At 58.4% G+C, this 13,159-nt stretch carries 16 protein-coding genes; 8 read left to right on the top strand and 8 right to left on the bottom strand.

From position 1 onward, the window contains the following. Positions 1–2 precede the first annotated feature (2 nt). The 6 genes from MRS74_RS04820 (at position 3) to sthA (ending at position 5,303) form a co-directional block, all read left to right on the top strand. A complete protein-coding gene (locus MRS74_RS04820; RefSeq protein WP_254579150.1) occupies positions 3–668 on the top strand; it encodes an NADH:ubiquinone reductase (Na(+)-transporting) subunit D in 666 nt (221 codons plus the stop codon). Between the two features lie 2 nt (positions 669–670). Beyond that, positions 671–1,279, top strand: coding sequence for an NADH:ubiquinone reductase (Na(+)-transporting) subunit E (gene nqrE / locus MRS74_RS04815; RefSeq protein ID WP_067294831.1), 609 nt, complete (start codon positions 671–673; stop codon positions 1,277–1,279). A 33-nt stretch (positions 1,280–1,312) separates the two neighbouring features. After that, a complete protein-coding gene (gene nqrF, locus MRS74_RS04810; RefSeq protein ID WP_254579149.1) occupies positions 1,313–2,539 on the top strand; it encodes an NADH:ubiquinone reductase (Na(+)-transporting) subunit F in 1,227 nt (408 codons plus the stop codon). A 141-nt stretch (positions 2,540–2,680) separates the two neighbouring features. Continuing rightward, positions 2,681–3,601, top strand: coding sequence for an FAD:protein FMN transferase (locus MRS74_RS04805; RefSeq protein WP_306421952.1), 921 nt, complete (start codon positions 2,681–2,683; stop codon positions 3,599–3,601). A gap of 10 nt (positions 3,602–3,611) precedes the next feature. Continuing rightward, the gene (gene nqrM / locus MRS74_RS04800) at positions 3,612–3,854 is read left to right on the top strand and encodes a (Na+)-NQR maturation NqrM (protein WP_254579147.1); all 243 of its coding nucleotides are present in this window, start codon (positions 3,612–3,614) and stop codon (positions 3,852–3,854) included. 48 nt (positions 3,855–3,902) lie between these two features. Next, positions 3,903–5,303 carry a Si-specific NAD(P)(+) transhydrogenase gene (gene sthA, locus MRS74_RS04795; protein WP_254579146.1) on the top strand — a complete coding sequence of 467 codons (1,401 nt, stop codon included), beginning with the start codon at positions 3,903–3,905 and terminating at the stop codon, positions 5,301–5,303. A gap of 111 nt (positions 5,304–5,414) precedes the next feature. On the opposite strand, the gene MRS74_RS04790 is transcribed toward sthA, so the two are convergent. The 7 genes from MRS74_RS04790 to MRS74_RS04760 all read right to left on the bottom strand — a co-directional run bounded on the left by MRS74_RS04790 (position 5,415) and on the right by MRS74_RS04760 (position 10,446). Then, positions 5,415–6,092, bottom strand: coding sequence for a 3'-5' exonuclease (locus tag MRS74_RS04790; protein ID WP_254579145.1), 678 nt, complete (start codon positions 6,090–6,092; stop codon positions 5,415–5,417). After that, entirely contained in the window at positions 6,073–6,330 is a 258-nt protein-coding gene (locus tag MRS74_RS04785; RefSeq protein WP_254579144.1) for a hypothetical protein, read from the bottom strand. Before MRS74_RS04785 ends, MRS74_RS04790 begins: the two co-directional genes overlap by 20 nt. Before the next feature lie 89 nt (positions 6,331–6,419). Next, positions 6,420–6,653 carry a VF530 family protein gene (locus MRS74_RS04780; protein ID WP_254579143.1) on the bottom strand — a complete coding sequence of 78 codons (234 nt, stop codon included), beginning with the start codon at positions 6,651–6,653 and terminating at the stop codon, positions 6,420–6,422. A 142-nt stretch (positions 6,654–6,795) separates the two neighbouring features. After that, positions 6,796–8,442 carry a putative bifunctional diguanylate cyclase/phosphodiesterase gene (locus tag MRS74_RS04775; RefSeq protein ID WP_254579142.1) on the bottom strand — a complete coding sequence of 549 codons (1,647 nt, stop codon included), beginning with the start codon at positions 8,440–8,442 and terminating at the stop codon, positions 6,796–6,798. 246 nt (positions 8,443–8,688) lie between these two features. Continuing rightward, positions 8,689–8,982 carry a hypothetical protein gene (locus tag MRS74_RS04770; protein ID WP_254579141.1) on the bottom strand — a complete coding sequence of 98 codons (294 nt, stop codon included), beginning with the start codon at positions 8,980–8,982 and terminating at the stop codon, positions 8,689–8,691. A 20-nt stretch (positions 8,983–9,002) separates the two neighbouring features. Further along, positions 9,003–9,881, bottom strand: coding sequence for a DNA replication terminus site-binding protein (locus tag MRS74_RS04765; protein WP_254579140.1), 879 nt, complete (start codon positions 9,879–9,881; stop codon positions 9,003–9,005). Then, positions 9,874–10,446 carry a PilZ domain-containing protein gene (locus MRS74_RS04760; protein WP_254579139.1) on the bottom strand — a complete coding sequence of 191 codons (573 nt, stop codon included), beginning with the start codon at positions 10,444–10,446 and terminating at the stop codon, positions 9,874–9,876. The genes MRS74_RS04765 and MRS74_RS04760 overlap by 8 nt, the downstream gene beginning before the upstream one ends. Positions 10,447–10,541: 95 nt before the next feature. On the opposite strand from MRS74_RS04760, the gene MRS74_RS04755 reads away from it, so the two are divergent. Beyond that, positions 10,542–11,786 carry a lipoprotein-releasing ABC transporter permease subunit gene (locus MRS74_RS04755; RefSeq protein ID WP_254579138.1) on the top strand — a complete coding sequence of 415 codons (1,245 nt, stop codon included), beginning with the start codon at positions 10,542–10,544 and terminating at the stop codon, positions 11,784–11,786. Beyond that, complete coding sequence (gene lolD, locus MRS74_RS04750) at positions 11,779–12,459, top strand: lipoprotein-releasing ABC transporter ATP-binding protein LolD (protein ID WP_254579137.1); 681 nt, start codon at positions 11,779–11,781, stop codon at positions 12,457–12,459. The genes MRS74_RS04755 and lolD overlap by 8 nt, the downstream gene beginning before the upstream one ends. A 106-nt stretch (positions 12,460–12,565) precedes the next feature. On the opposite strand, the gene MRS74_RS04745 is transcribed toward lolD, so the two are convergent. After that, positions 12,566–13,090 carry a DUF2062 domain-containing protein gene (locus tag MRS74_RS04745; protein WP_254579136.1) on the bottom strand — a complete coding sequence of 175 codons (525 nt, stop codon included), beginning with the start codon at positions 13,088–13,090 and terminating at the stop codon, positions 12,566–12,568. Positions 13,091–13,159: the final 69 nt, after the last annotated feature.

Here is a 13,159-nt window from a genome sequence, read left to right as displayed (position 1 = left end):
TCATGGCTTCAGTTTCAGCTAAAGACGTCCTGACGAAACCGATTTTTGCCAATAACCCGATCGGGTTGCAGATACTGGGTATCTGTTCCGCCCTCGCGGTGACGTCGAACCTCAATACCGCATTTGTCATGGCGTTGGCGGTGACGGTGGTAACGGCGTTTTCGAACTTTTTCGTGTCGTTGATCCGTAATTACATTCCGGGCAGTATCCGCATCATTTGCCAGATGACGATTATCGCGTCCCTGGTTATTGTGGTGGATCAGTTCCTCAAGGCCTATGCCTACGATGTGTCCAAGCAGTTGTCGGTCTTCGTCGGTCTGATCATCACCAACTGTATCGTCATGGGGCGTGCCGAAGCCTTCGCCATGAAGAATCCGCCGGTGATTTCATTCCTGGACGGAATCGGCAACGGTCTGGGTTACGGCGTGGTGCTGATGTTTGTCGGCACCATCCGTGAACTGCTGGGGTCCGGTTCCCTGTTCGGCCTCGAAATCCTGCCGCTGATCAACAACGGTGGCTGGTACCAGGCCAATGGTCTGCTGCTGCTGCCGCCAAGTGCGTTCTTCATTATCGGCATGTTTATCTGGATCGTGCGTTCCTGGAAGAAAGACCAGGTTGAGGCGCCGGAATATGTGCTGGCCCCCAATAGCAAGCAGGAGGCGGTGTAATCATGGAACAGCTGATAAGCCTTTTCGTTAAGGCCGTTTTCGTTGAAAACATGGCGCTCGCCTTCTTCCTGGGGATGTGTACCTTCCTGGCGATCTCCAAGAAGGTACAGACGGCGATTGGCCTGGGCATCGCGGTAATCGTGGTGCTGGCTATCACCACGCCGATCAACAACCTGGTCTTTAACCATCTGCTGCGTGAAGGTGCGCTGGCCTGGGCCGGCTATCCTGACGTGGATCTGAGCTTCCTCGGCTATATCTCGTACATCGGCGTTATCGCGGCGGTCGTGCAGATCCTCGAGATGTTCCTCGACAAGTTCGTACCGGCGCTCTACAACGCGCTGGGTGTGTTCTTGCCGCTGATTACCGTGAACTGCGCCATCATGGGTGCGGCTCTGTTCATGGTAGAGCGTGACTACAACTTCAGCGAAAGCGTGGTGTACGGAGTGGGTGCCGGTACGGGCTGGGCTCTGGCCATCACGGCGCTGGCGGGTATTCGCGAAAAGCTGAAATACAGCGACGTACCGGCAGGACTGCGTGGCCTGGGCATCACCTTCATTACTGTTGGCCTGATGTCTCTGGGTTTCATGTCCTTCTCCGGTGTGCAGCTGTAAGGAACATGATGAACACAAGGGTGGATCAAGCCAATGAATGCTGAAATCGTTCTCGGCGTTGTCATGTTTACTGCGATGGTGTTGGCACTTGTCGCGGTTATCCTGGCAGCCCGTTCAAAGCTCGTAAGCTCCGGTAACGTCAATATAGAAATTAATGGCGACCCGGAAAAAACCATTACGGTCGCGGCCGGCGACAAGCTGTTGTCGACCCTGGCCGGCGCTGGCATCTTCGTCCCCTCCGCCTGTGGCGGCGGTGGTACCTGTGCCCAGTGCAAATGTATCGTGGAAGAGGGCGGTGGCTCCATGCTGCCGACCGAAGAATCCCACTTCACGCTGCGTGAAGGCAAGCAGGGGTGGCGTCTGTCATGCCAGGTTGCCGTCAAGCAGGATCTGAAAATCGAACTTGAAGACGATGTCTTCGGCGTCAAGAAATGGGAGTGCACCGTCGAGTCAAACCCGAACGTGGCTACTTTCATCAAGGAGCTGACCCTGCGCCTGCCTGAAGGCCAGAACGTCGATTTCCGCGCCGGTGGTTATGTGCAGCTCGAGGCTCCGGCCCACGAAGTGCATTACAAGGACTTCGATATCGAAGAGGAATACCGCGCAGACTGGGACAAGTTCAACGTCTGGCAGTACGTCTCCAAGGTTGATGAGCCGGTTATCCGTGCCTACTCCATGGCCAACTATCCGGAAGAAGTGGGTATTGTTAAGTTCAATATCCGTATCGCTTCGCCGCCGCCTGGCACCAGCTTCCCGCCGGGCAAGATGTCGTCCTATGTCTTCGGTCTCAAGCCCGGTGACAAGATTGACGTTTACGGTCCTTTCGGTGAGTTCTTCGCCCAGAAAACCGATAACGAGATGGTATTTATCGGTGGTGGTGCCGGCATGGCACCGATGCGCTCACATATCTTCGATCAGCTCAAGCGCCTGAACTCCAAGCGCAAGATCAGCTTCTGGTATGGCGCGCGCTCCATGCGTGAAGCTTTCTATGGCGAAGAATATGATGCGCTGGCGGCAGAGAACGAGAACTTCAAGTGGCATCTGGCACTGTCGGATCCGCAGCCTGAAGACAACTGGGATGGCTACACCGGCTTTATCCATAACGTGCTGTACGAGAACTATCTGCGGGACCACGATGCGCCCGAAGATTGCGAGTACTACATGTGCGGGCCGCCCATGATGAACGCGGCGGTCATCCAGATGCTGGTAGATCTGGGTGTTGAGCGTGAAAACATCTATCTCGACGACTTCGGTGGTTAATGGATGGTCGCTTCTGTGCCGAAGCTGACAACAAAATGGCCAGCAGCTTCCCTGCTGGCCATTTTGTTTGTATGGCTGTTCATTCTGTCTGGCTGCAGTTCGGAAGCCGAGCGCCGGGTGCTCAGTGTTTCGGGCGCCACCATGGGTACGACTTACACTGTCAAGTGGGTGTCGGCTGAGTCCGGGGACGAGAGTGTTGAGCGCTTAGGGGCGCGTCTGCAGCAATCCTTGCTGGATGTGAACCAGTCAATGTCGACCTACATCAAGGATTCTGAGCTATCTCGCTTTAATCAGGCAGGGGCGGGCTACGGTACTGAAGTCTCGGCGGGTCTGTTTGAAGTGCTGCAGTTGGCTCAGAGTATCAGCGAGAGTACCCAGGGTGCTTTCGATGTGACCGTAGGGCCGCTGGTGAATCTCTGGGGCTTCGGGCCGGACGGGCGTGTGACCCATGCGCCTGAGCAGTCGCAGATTGACCGGGCGCGTCAGCGCGTGGGCTATCAGTACCTGCAGCTGGATGCCCCGACGCTGCGTGCGACCAAGACGGCTGATCTCTACGTCGACCTTTCGGCTATCGCCAAGGGGTATGGTGTCGATGAGCTGGCGCGGGTGATGGAGCATGAAGGCATTGACAGCTACCTGGTGGAAATAGGCGGCGAGCTGCGTGCCAGGGGGCTCAAACCCGATGGCAATAGCTGGCGCATCGCGATCGAGAGTCCGGTCGATGCAGGCCGTGAGGTACAGCGTGTCATTACGGTGCATGAAACCGGCGTGGCCACCTCCGGTGACTATCGCAATTACTTCGAGGAGGGGGGGCTGCGCTTTTCCCATACCCTGGACCCGCTGACCGGCAGGCCGATTACGCATCAGCTGGCGTCGGTGACCGTGTTGCGGCCCACCTGCGCCGAGGCCGATGCGCTGGCCACGGCACTGACGGTGATGGGCGATGAACGCGGCTACCAGTATGCGGTCGATAATCAGATAGCCGCCTTTTTCATCGTCAAGTCCGGGGCCGGTTTTGTGGAGCACATGACGCCGCAATTCGAGCAATACCTAAGCAAGTGAGGTGTTACTGATGGATATTATGATTTTGACCTTTGTGGTGCTGGGTACCGTGATCCTGGCCATGTCCGTGGGCGTGCTGCTGGGGCGCAAGCCCATTGCGGGTTCCTGTGGCGGCATGGGTGCCATGGGTGTGGAAACCGTGTGCGATATCTGCGGCGGTAACCCGAACAAGTGTGACGAAGAACAGAAAAAAACCACCGACCGGGCGCAGACTCCGGCGGCTCTGGCGTATGAGGTCAAGGTGAAAGCCTGAGCGCTAGTGGCATTAGCAATGTATTTCTAGGATACGAAGGGGAAGCGAATGGCAGTGTATGACTATGACGTCATTGTGATCGGATCCGGACCCGCGGGTGAGGGTGCGGCCATGAATTCGGTCAAGAAGGGGCGCCGCGTTGCGGTGATCGAGGAGCAGGACCTGGTGGGCGGCAACTGTACGCACAAGGGTACAATTCCCTCCAAGGCGTTACGTCATTCCGTAAAGCAGATCATCGAATTCAACACTAACCCGATGTTCCGTGATATAGGCGAGCCGCGCTGGTTTTCCTTCCCCATAGTGTTGAATCGCGCCGAAAAGGTGATCGCCAACCAGGTGATGCTGCGTACCAACTTTTATGCCCGCAACCGGGTGGATGTGTTCTTTGGCCGGGCTGAATTTGCCGACAAGAACACCATTATCGTACGCGGCACGGCCAATGGCGAAGAAACGTTGCGGGCGCGCAATATTGTGATCGCAACCGGTTCGCGCCCCTATTGCCCGGCGGATATCGACTTCGAGCATCCGCGTATCTACAACTCCGATACCATTCTCAAGCTCAGCCACACACCCCGTACCATGGTGATTTACGGTGCCGGGGTTATCGGCTGCGAATACGCCTCCATCTTTGCAGGCCTGGGCGTCAAGGTGGACCTGATTGATCAGCGAGATCGATTGCTGTCTTTCCTGGATGGCGAGATTTCGGATGCGCTTAGCTATCACCTGCGCAACAACGCGGTGAAAATTCGTCACAATGAAGAGTATGCATCCGTTGTGGCGGACCAGGGTGGCGTGATCATGACCCTCAAGTCTGGCAAGCGCATCCATGCTGATGCCTTCCTCTGGTGCAACGGCCGTACCGGCAATACCGACGCTCTGGGGCTGGAGAATATTGGTCTTGTGCCCAACAGCCGTGGTCAGCTGGAGGTGGATGACCACTACCGTACCGATTGCGAAGGTGTTTATGCGGCCGGTGATGTGGTGGGCTGGCCGAGCCTGGCATCGGCGGCGCTGGATCAGGGGCGTGCGGCGGCGGCTGATCTGCTGAACAGCGAGGACTTCCGGTATATCAATGAGGTGCCGACCGGCATTTACACCCTTCCTGAGATCAGTTCGCTTGGCAAGACCGAGGAAGAGCTGACGGCGGAATGCGTGCCCTATGAAGTAGGTCAGGCCTTCTTCAAGGATACTGCCAGAGCGCAAATTTCCGGCCAGACGGTGGGTATGCTCAAGCTGCTGTTCAACCGTGATACGCTGGAAATTCTGGGGATTCACTGCTTTGGCGACCATGCCTCGGAGATCGTCCATATCGGTCAGGCGATCATGACGCAAAAGGGTGAGGCCAACACGCTGAAGTACTTTATCAATACGACCTTCAACTACCCGACCATGGCGGAAGCCTACCGGGTTGCCGCTATCTCCGGCTTGAATCGAATCTCCAATATCTGACAGCTTGCGCAAATGCGTTAGTGCCGTCCGCCGGCCCCGATCCAGCCTGTTTCAGGTGTGCATCGGGGCCGGCTTTTTTGTGCTCATTGCCGCGTTCTATACCGCTCTTTGTTAGCTGACCTGGCCTGTCGAGCTCTTCTCTCTTGCATGGCTGGCGGGCGTTTTTACATAACTGACCGGCAGTGTCTGGTCGTCAAGCGCCAGCAACTCAAGCACCAGTCGCGCCGCATAGGCATCGTTGCCGGCGTACAGCAGCTGGTTATCTTTCAGTTCTGGCAAGGCCCAGTTGGACATGGCGACAGACTTCGATTTCTGGAATTTTTGCCCCAGCAGCACCGCAATGGCGGCCTTTACACCAAGCTCCCGGCGATAGCCCTGTTTGCGGAATACCTGATCCAGGTCCAGCAGGGCGTTGGGGTTAATCCCCAGCCTGCGGCGGATATGGCTGCGATCCGAACGCAGGCCAAAGCCAACCTTTATGCAGTCCTGCGACTGCAGGATCTGGCGCAGGCAGTCGCAGGCGTGCTCGCGCCAGAGCTGAAAGATATAGGCGTGTTTCAGTGTGGTCAGCTGCACCACATGGGGTCCGCGGGAGGTTTCGCCCTTGTCGAAGGTGGGCTTGGACTCTGTATCAAAGCCAACATAACGGCACTGCAGCAGCTCCAGGGTGGCCGCCAGAAATTCCTCACGGCTGCGCGGTACCCGGATCTGGGAAAGCTTGAGCCCCTCAAAGGCCGGGAGCAGGGCAATGTCGGCCTTGCTCGGGGCTTCACGTTCTTCTTTGCGCATTGATCAAGTTCGCCTTGTTTTTGCTCGCCGTCAGGGCGCGGTATTCAATGATAAGGTCGATGATTTCCGGCCGCGGCGTGGCCACGGCCATCAGGGATTCTTCCAGTGAGCGGCGCTGGGGCAGGGGTAGGTTGAACTTGTCGAGCAGGATCTGCCTGACCTCGGCGTCGGCGTCGGGGTCTATCGTGGTACCGGCATAGATGCAGATGCGCTGTAGGATAAATGCTTTGTTCGCCATTAATCGTGGTTCCGCGTTAAGGATGGTCGGGGGTGTTTGGATAAGACCTCCTGCGGGAGATCAGACGCCGGCTAAGGCGTCCGGGGGTCTCAGCTGCGCGGGCTGTCTGTCAGTACGGCGATATACAGGTCTTCGACCTTCTTGCGTGCCCAGGGCGTACGGCGCAGGAATTTGAGACTCGACTTGATGGACGGGTCCTGGGTGAAGCAGCGGATATCAATGCGATCGCCCAGTTCGCTCCAGCCATAGTGTTCAACCAGGCGGGTGACAACCTGTTCCAGGGTAATGCCATGCAGCGGGTTATTGGGTTGCGGGTGGTTCATTGTGTTGGCGTGGTCCTTTAGGAAGAGCGGGGTCGGATGCGCGGGCTGTCGCGGCTGTGTTGGGAGCCCGGCTCCTAGGGTTGGGGCAGATTATATCACCTGCGCCCGAGCGCGGCTTTACAGACCCGCTGCAGGGACAGGCTTACTCGGGGCGGAAACGACCGTTGTTATCCTGGTACCAGCTATTGAACTGGTCGGCGGGCATGGGGCGGGCGATGAAATAACCCTGGGCGATATCGCAGCCAAAGTCCGACAACAGTTCATAGGCGGTTTTTGTTTCGACACCTTCGGCGACCACCTGCATTCCCAGATTGTGGGCCATGTCCACTGCGGCCTTGACGATATGGTATGAGCCCGACGTTTTGGACAGGGATTTTACGAATGACTGGTCGACCTTGATGATGGAAACCGGCAGGGCATCAAGGTATTGCAGCGAAGAATAGCCGGTGCCGAAATCATCGATGGACAGGGTTATATTGGCGTTGGGCAGGCGTGTCAGTTCGCGTACGGTGCGTTCAATGTCGAGCATGAAGGCGCCTTCGGTGATTTCAAGCTCCAGCAGGGCACCGTCGATCTGATGCTTTTCCAGCAGGGCCAATACCCTATCGGCAAAGTCGGGGGACAGCAGGTTGCGGGGCGATATGTTGACGGCGACGCTTAATTGAATGCCCATGGACTGCCAGTGGGTAATCTGTGTCAGGGCGCTGTCGATGGCCCAGGCCGTCAGCTCGTCAATGAGGGTGCTGTGTTCGGTGCGGGGAATGAATTTCCCTGGCGGGATGAAGCCGCGTTCGGGGTGTTGCCAGCGCATCAGTGCCTCCACGCCGAGCACCGCATTGCTGAGCAGGCAGACTTTAGGCTGGTAGTGCAGTGTCAGCTGGCTGGATGCCAGGGCTGTCTTGAGTTCGGCCAGCAGCTCGAGGGTGTCCTGATTGTGGATAACATCCAGCTCCGGGCTAAAGCGTGCCCAGCGCTGTGAGCGTTCGGCGGCACGGCGCAGTGCGATTTCGGCCTGGCGCAGACAGGTTTCCGGATTTTCATTCCGGCTCGCAAGCGTGGTATAGCCTGTGCTGATATCAGCGTGAATCAGCAGGGTGTCGAAACGAAACGGCAGGTTAAATTCCTCGCCCATTCGAGTCAGGCGTTTTTCGATACTGCAGGCGGGTGTCGAGGTCAGGATGATCGCCAACTGATGGCTATTGATTCGATAGGGTCCGGTCTCTATGTCTTTCAGGGTCTGCAGGCGATAGGACAGCTGCTGGATGATTTCATCGCTGACGCCCAGGCCATAGGCGGCTTCCATTTCCAGCATGTTTTCCACGGAAATCACCGCCAGGTAGCTATGTCTGAAGTTCTGATTGCTGCAAGTGGTTGCGTTCAGGTGGGTGATCAATGCCTGACGGTTAGGCAGCTCGCTGCTGCGGTCGTGGTGCATGAGCCACTGGATGTGGCCCATGTAGCGCTGCACACAGTCCCTGGCGGTGCCGCAGAAGAGTCCCGCCAGGACGAAAAAGCCGCTGCGGTAAAGCCAGTTGATGGTTTTCTGGGCTTCACCTGTTGTGACATCAATGGGCATCAGTGGGCCCAGTACAAGCCCCGCCAGAGCGCCGGTAAGAGCGCCGATAGGGGCGCCGTAGATAAAGCCGCCCAGCAGAATCACCAGATACATGGAGTGTGCGTAGACGTACTTTACACCGCCGGTAAGGTACACAAGGGCATAGACAGCGGTCATGAGCAGTGCCAGCAACGGGATCGCGGCGAGTCGGATCTGTGCCTGATGTTGCTGCATCCAGGTGAGTAGTCTGGGGGGTGGGGGAGCACCCTGCTCGCGCTCGGAGAGGGCGTGATTTGATCGGTCAGTTGGCGGGTTAGTGAAAAAGCGGTGGCTGACGTTCATAACTTCCTGTTATCGCGCTAAGTGCGGGGCAATCTGAGCTAATTCCAAGTTGGGTTAGGGTTATGGGCATGCAGTGTAGTCGATTTGAACGGCCGGCGCCGAATGCCTGGCCAGCGGTATCCTGTATCCGCGGGCTTGTCAGTCGTCATCCTTGTCGGACTGCTGTTCATAGTAGCTGTCTTCGTAATAAATGCCGCGGATTTGCAGGCGGCGTTCGACCCAGCGGTTATACAGCTTCCAGATAAAGAAGCCCGGTATCATGACCGTTGCTATGCCGAGCATCAGTCCGGCACCGGCGTGGGAGGGTGGCACCAGGTTGATGACCCAGTCGAGGACGCCGAGCTGTTTGAACAGGACGTACCAGAGGCCGAGGAACAGCAGGCCCAGGGCGGTGGCGATGTGGTGCAGCAGTTTGGTTCTGGCTGGGGACATGGTTGGCCTGATCGGTGGCGTTAATGCTGGTAGCGATGAATGCGCAGACTGGCAAGAAAGGGTTCGGGGTCTATACGTGCATCCGAGCGTTCGGCGCGCTGGCGACCGTGGGGCGGCTCAAGCTCTGGTCTGTTGTGCTCCGGCAGGGCAGCGTCCGGCGCCAGCGGGAACAGTAGCGGCAGTGGACAGTTGCGGGCCTGGCGCTGCCAGCCCTGATCGGTTTTCCAGCCGATATTGGCGCGCATCACCGGTACCTGGGTCTGGAGTTGCGCCAGCGGCGTCTCCGGGCTCAGGGGCGACAGGCGTGCCAGCTGAATTTGCACATGGGGCTGGCTTTGATCGAGCTTGAGCAGCAACTGCATCGCATCGCCCGCTGTCAGGCGGCGTATGCTGCGCCCGCTACTGTACCAGTTGAAGCCGATGCGAGTGGGCGTGCGCTCCAGTATGGGCACCTGGCGATAGCACTGTTTGAGATGAATACGGCCCAGCCCCTGGTTGTTGAGCAGTTCGCCCAGCAGGCTGCTGCGATGGGCCAGTTGGGTTGGCAGCTGGCGCAGATGCTCTGCGTTCAGGCGGCTGGCGGCCAGCTGGAAGGCGGCCTTGTGCTGGTTCAGTGCATGGGCGCTGGCGAGCAGCGCCTCATCGGCACCGATCAGGCCATGGCGACTGCGGGTGCAGCGCCCGTCCTGGCCATCCTTGTACCAGATATCCGCCATCAGGGAGCAGGCGAAATCCCGCTCGCTGATACTGTGCTCAGTGTCGCGCCGGGGTATCCACAGGGCTCGATCACTCTGGCGCAGCTGGGTGCAGAATCGGGCCAGGCTAGTGTTCAGCTGGTCGAATGCCTCCAGCAGTTCGCTGGCGAGGGGCTGGCTGACGGGGACGGGTGTTTCAGTCATCGACGTTGAGCTGGCGCTGACGTTCCCGCGCCTGGGCTTCCAGAATGAAGCGGGCCAGCAGGGTGCGGCAGCTTTCCGGCATCTTGAAGAACTCGATACCTATCTGGTAACCGCCGTCGATGGCTTCGTTGCGCTGTACGCTGGCGTAAAGCAGCAGGCCCAGCAGGCTTTCCGGGAAGACCAGCTTGAGTGCCAGGTACTGCCCCAGCGGCAGGTTGTCGTCGCAGTCGAAGGACAAGCCGCCTTCACTGAGATTGATATTGTGCATGCGCAGCGAGCCGGTGTCCTTGAGCTCCTCTGATACCAGGCTGCGGGCGATGCGATTGATCTTGGTGTCCAGCAGCTTGAGGTAGGCCGATACTTCGGGCTGTTTTTCGCCGATCTTGCGTAGCAGGTGGCCGGTATCGGTATCCATGGCCTGCAGTTCGCTGAGCAGCAGAAAGTGGGACGACACGTCGAACTGGTAGGGGCGGGCACTGTCCACGACTTCGGCTTCGGGTACCAGCTTGTACTCGATTGCGACCTGGTGCTCGATACGATAAAACTGGCGCCGATCCTGGTCCATGCAAGGCTCTCCTCGGGTTTTTTCTGCTTCGCAGAATAACAACATTGCGCTGATTTTGTTAGAGTAAATCCCCCCTCTATGGTTTAATCCCGCGCATGTTCAGACCATTCTCTCTTTACGTTGGCCTGCGTTATACCGGCGCCAAGCGTAGCAATCATTTTATATCTTTTATCTCCCTGGTTTCGATGCTCGGGCTGATGCTCGGTGTCGCCGCGCTGATCCTGGTGCTGTCCGTGATGAACGGATTTGACCGCGAGCTCAAACAGCGCATCCTGGGGATGGTGCCCCACGCCACCATTGCCGGCTACGGCGAGTCGCTGCAGTCCTGGCGCACAGTTGCCGACGATATTGCGCGCCAGCCCGGAGTGCTGGGTACTGCGCCCTACATTCAGGCCCAGGGCATGCTGACCCAGGGTGGCAGCGTGCACGGTGTTCAGGTGACCGGCATCGATCCGGTACGTGAGAATCAGGTATCGATTATTGGCGATCATATGCGCGAGGGCAGCCTGGCGGCGCTGGGCAATCAGCGTTTTGGCATCGTTCTCGGTGCCATACTGGCACGATCCCTGGGCGTAGGTAGCGGCGACAAGGTGACTCTGGTATTGCCGGAAGCCTCGGTCAGCGTGGCCGGTGTCGTGCCGCGCATGAAGCGCTTTACGGTGGTGGGCGTGTTCGAGGTGGGTGCTGAGCTGGATGCGAATCTCGCCTATATCAGCCTTGAGGATGCCGCCGTCATCACGCGTCAGGGGGATGGCGTGGATGGTATCCGACTGCGGTTTGACGATCTGTTCGATGCTCCGACCGCCGTGCGCCAGATTGCGTCCGGCCTTAACGGACCCTATCTGGTCAGCGACTGGACCCGTTCCCACGGCAATCTGTTCCAGGCCATTCAGATGGAAAAGCGCATGATCGGCCTGCTGCTGTTTCTGATCGTGTTTGTGGCGGCGTTCAATATAGTGTCAACCCTGGTTATGGTGGTGACAGACAAGAAGGCGGATATCGCCATTTTGCGCACCCTGGGGGCGACGTCCGGGCGCATCATGCGCATATTCATGGTGCAGGGCTGCCTTATAGGCGCCATCGGTACCCTGCTGGGTACGGGACTTGGGGTTTTGCTGGCTCTGACCGTCACAGATCTGGTGGCCTGGATGGAGCGCGTGCTGGGCATTCAGTTTCTTTCCGCCGATGTCTATTTCATCAGCTATCTGCCCTCGCAGCTGCAGTGGGACGATGTCACGCTGATCTGCAGTGCGGCACTGACCATCGGTTTTCTCGCGACCCTGTATCCGGCCTGGCGCGCGTCCCGTACCGAGCCTGCGGAGGCACTGCGCTATGAGTAACTGGGTGATGAGCGCACAGAATATCGCCAAGGCGTACAGCGAGGGCGGTACTTCCTTGCAGGTGCTCGAGAATGTGCAGCTGCAGATCGCGCGCGGCGAACGGGTGGCGATTATCGGCAGCTCGGGTTCTGGCAAGAGTACGCTGATGAATATACTGGGCGGCCTTGACCGTCCGAGCAGCGGCAGTGTCGAGGTGGGCGGAGAGGATCTCTACGCCGTGGCGGAACGTCAGCGCTGCGATATCCGCAATCGGGTGCTGGGCTTTGTCTATCAGTTCCACCATTTGCTGCCGGAATTCAATGCGCTGGAAAATACCGCCATGCCGCTGCTGATCCGTGGCACGCCGGTGCGCGAAGCCGCCGCCGCGGCTGCCCGGGTGCTGCAGGCTGTGGGTCTGGGCAAGCGTTTGAAGCATCGCCCGGCGCAGCTCAGTGGTGGCGAGCGTCAGCGCGTTGCTATCGCCCGGGCGCTGGTGGCGGAGCCCGCCTGCGTGCTGATGGATGAGCCGACGGGCAACCTGGATCGTAATACGGCGGCGGAAGTGCAGGCGCTGATGGATGAGATGAATCAGCGGACCGGCGTGTCCTTTATCGTGGTAACCCACGACCTGGAGCTGGCCTCGCGCATGGATCGCAAGCTGGAACTGCGTGACGGCAGCCTTTTTCCCGCCTGATTGCCTGGCATCTCGTCGGGCTCTGTGCCCGGCATAAAAAACGACAGCCTGTGCTGTCGTTTTTTATGCGCGCTCGGTAGCGCTCTGCGATCGGATGAGGGGGCGGTTACTTGCGGTTCTTGCGTTCCTGGCGGCGTTTTTTCCAGCTATGGAGAACATGGCGAATCCAGAACAGCTGTACCGCGGCATAACCCAGTAAGGAAAACACCAGGCCGCAGAGCAGCGAGCCGAGCAGCAGTGGCCACCACACAGCGGATATTTCGGCACCCAGGCTGTGCAGGGAAAACTCGAACACTACCGGCTTTAGCGGTGCGCCCAGTATCTGCGAGCCGACCAGGTAGGTGAAATAGAACACCGGTGGCATGGTCAGCGGGTTGGTCAGCCAGACAAGGCCGACGGATATCGGCAGGTTCGAGCGGGCCAGAACCGCGATGATGGCCGCGACGAGCATTTGCAGTGGAATGGGCAGGAAGGCGCAGAAAATACCCACCATGGCGGCGCGTGAAACGGACTTGCGGGTCAGGTGAAACAGGTTGGGGTCATGAATATGGTCGCCGAGCCAGCTCAAGGTTCGGTGGGTGCGAAACCGGTGCTCGTCGGGCATGTACTTCTTGATCAGCTTGCGAGGCATAGGTGTCGCACTTTGGTTGCAGTCTCTGAGGGGTTCTATTATGCATTCAGGTCTAACGTAAGCCAACCC

Origin of the sequence: Marinobacterium sedimentorum (assembly GCF_024267675.1) — a bacterium.
GTDB lineage: Bacteria > Pseudomonadota > Gammaproteobacteria > Pseudomonadales > Balneatricaceae > Marinobacterium_A > Marinobacterium_A sedimentorum.
The sequence above is the reverse complement of the archived record's forward strand: the minus strand, read 5'-3'. Positions and strand labels throughout refer to the sequence as shown.

Excerpts from the sequence above, each read along its gene's own strand:
- MRS74_RS04755 (WP_254579138.1), top strand. The coding sequence starts at position 10,542 with ATGTTCAGACCATTCTCTCTTTACGTTGGCCTGCGTTATACCGGCGCC.
- lolD (WP_254579137.1), top strand. The coding sequence starts at position 11,779 with ATGAGTAACTGGGTGATGAGCGCACAGAATATCGCCAAGGCGTACAGC.
- MRS74_RS04785 (WP_254579144.1), bottom strand. The coding sequence starts at position 6,330 with ATGGCGAACAAAGCATTTATCCTACAGCGCATCTGCATCTATGCCGGT.
- MRS74_RS04760 (WP_254579139.1), bottom strand. The coding sequence starts at position 10,446 with ATGGACCAGGATCGGCGCCAGTTTTATCGTATCGAGCACCAGGTCGCA.
- nqrF (WP_254579149.1), top strand. The coding sequence starts at position 1,313 with ATGAATGCTGAAATCGTTCTCGGCGTTGTCATGTTTACTGCGATGGTG.
- MRS74_RS04780 (WP_254579143.1), bottom strand. The coding sequence starts at position 6,653 with ATGAACCACCCGCAACCCAATAACCCGCTGCATGGCATTACCCTGGAA.
- MRS74_RS04745 (WP_254579136.1), bottom strand. The coding sequence starts at position 13,090 with ATGCCTCGCAAGCTGATCAAGAAGTACATGCCCGACGAGCACCGGTTT.
- MRS74_RS04790 (WP_254579145.1), bottom strand. The coding sequence starts at position 6,092 with ATGCGCAAAGAAGAACGTGAAGCCCCGAGCAAGGCCGACATTGCCCTG.
- MRS74_RS04765 (WP_254579140.1), bottom strand. The coding sequence starts at position 9,881 with ATGACTGAAACACCCGTCCCCGTCAGCCAGCCCCTCGCCAGCGAACTG.
- sthA (WP_254579146.1), top strand. The coding sequence starts at position 3,903 with ATGGCAGTGTATGACTATGACGTCATTGTGATCGGATCCGGACCCGCG.
- MRS74_RS04805 (WP_306421952.1), top strand. The coding sequence starts at position 2,681 with ATGGGTACGACTTACACTGTCAAGTGGGTGTCGGCTGAGTCCGGGGAC.
- nqrE (WP_067294831.1), top strand. The coding sequence starts at position 671 with ATGGAACAGCTGATAAGCCTTTTCGTTAAGGCCGTTTTCGTTGAAAAC.
- nqrM (WP_254579147.1), top strand. The coding sequence starts at position 3,612 with ATGGATATTATGATTTTGACCTTTGTGGTGCTGGGTACCGTGATCCTG.
- MRS74_RS04775 (WP_254579142.1), bottom strand. The coding sequence starts at position 8,442 with ATGCAGCAACATCAGGCACAGATCCGACTCGCCGCGATCCCGTTGCTG.
- MRS74_RS04820 (WP_254579150.1), top strand. The coding sequence starts at position 3 with ATGGCTTCAGTTTCAGCTAAAGACGTCCTGACGAAACCGATTTTTGCC.
- MRS74_RS04770 (WP_254579141.1), bottom strand. The coding sequence starts at position 8,982 with ATGTCCCCAGCCAGAACCAAACTGCTGCACCACATCGCCACCGCCCTG.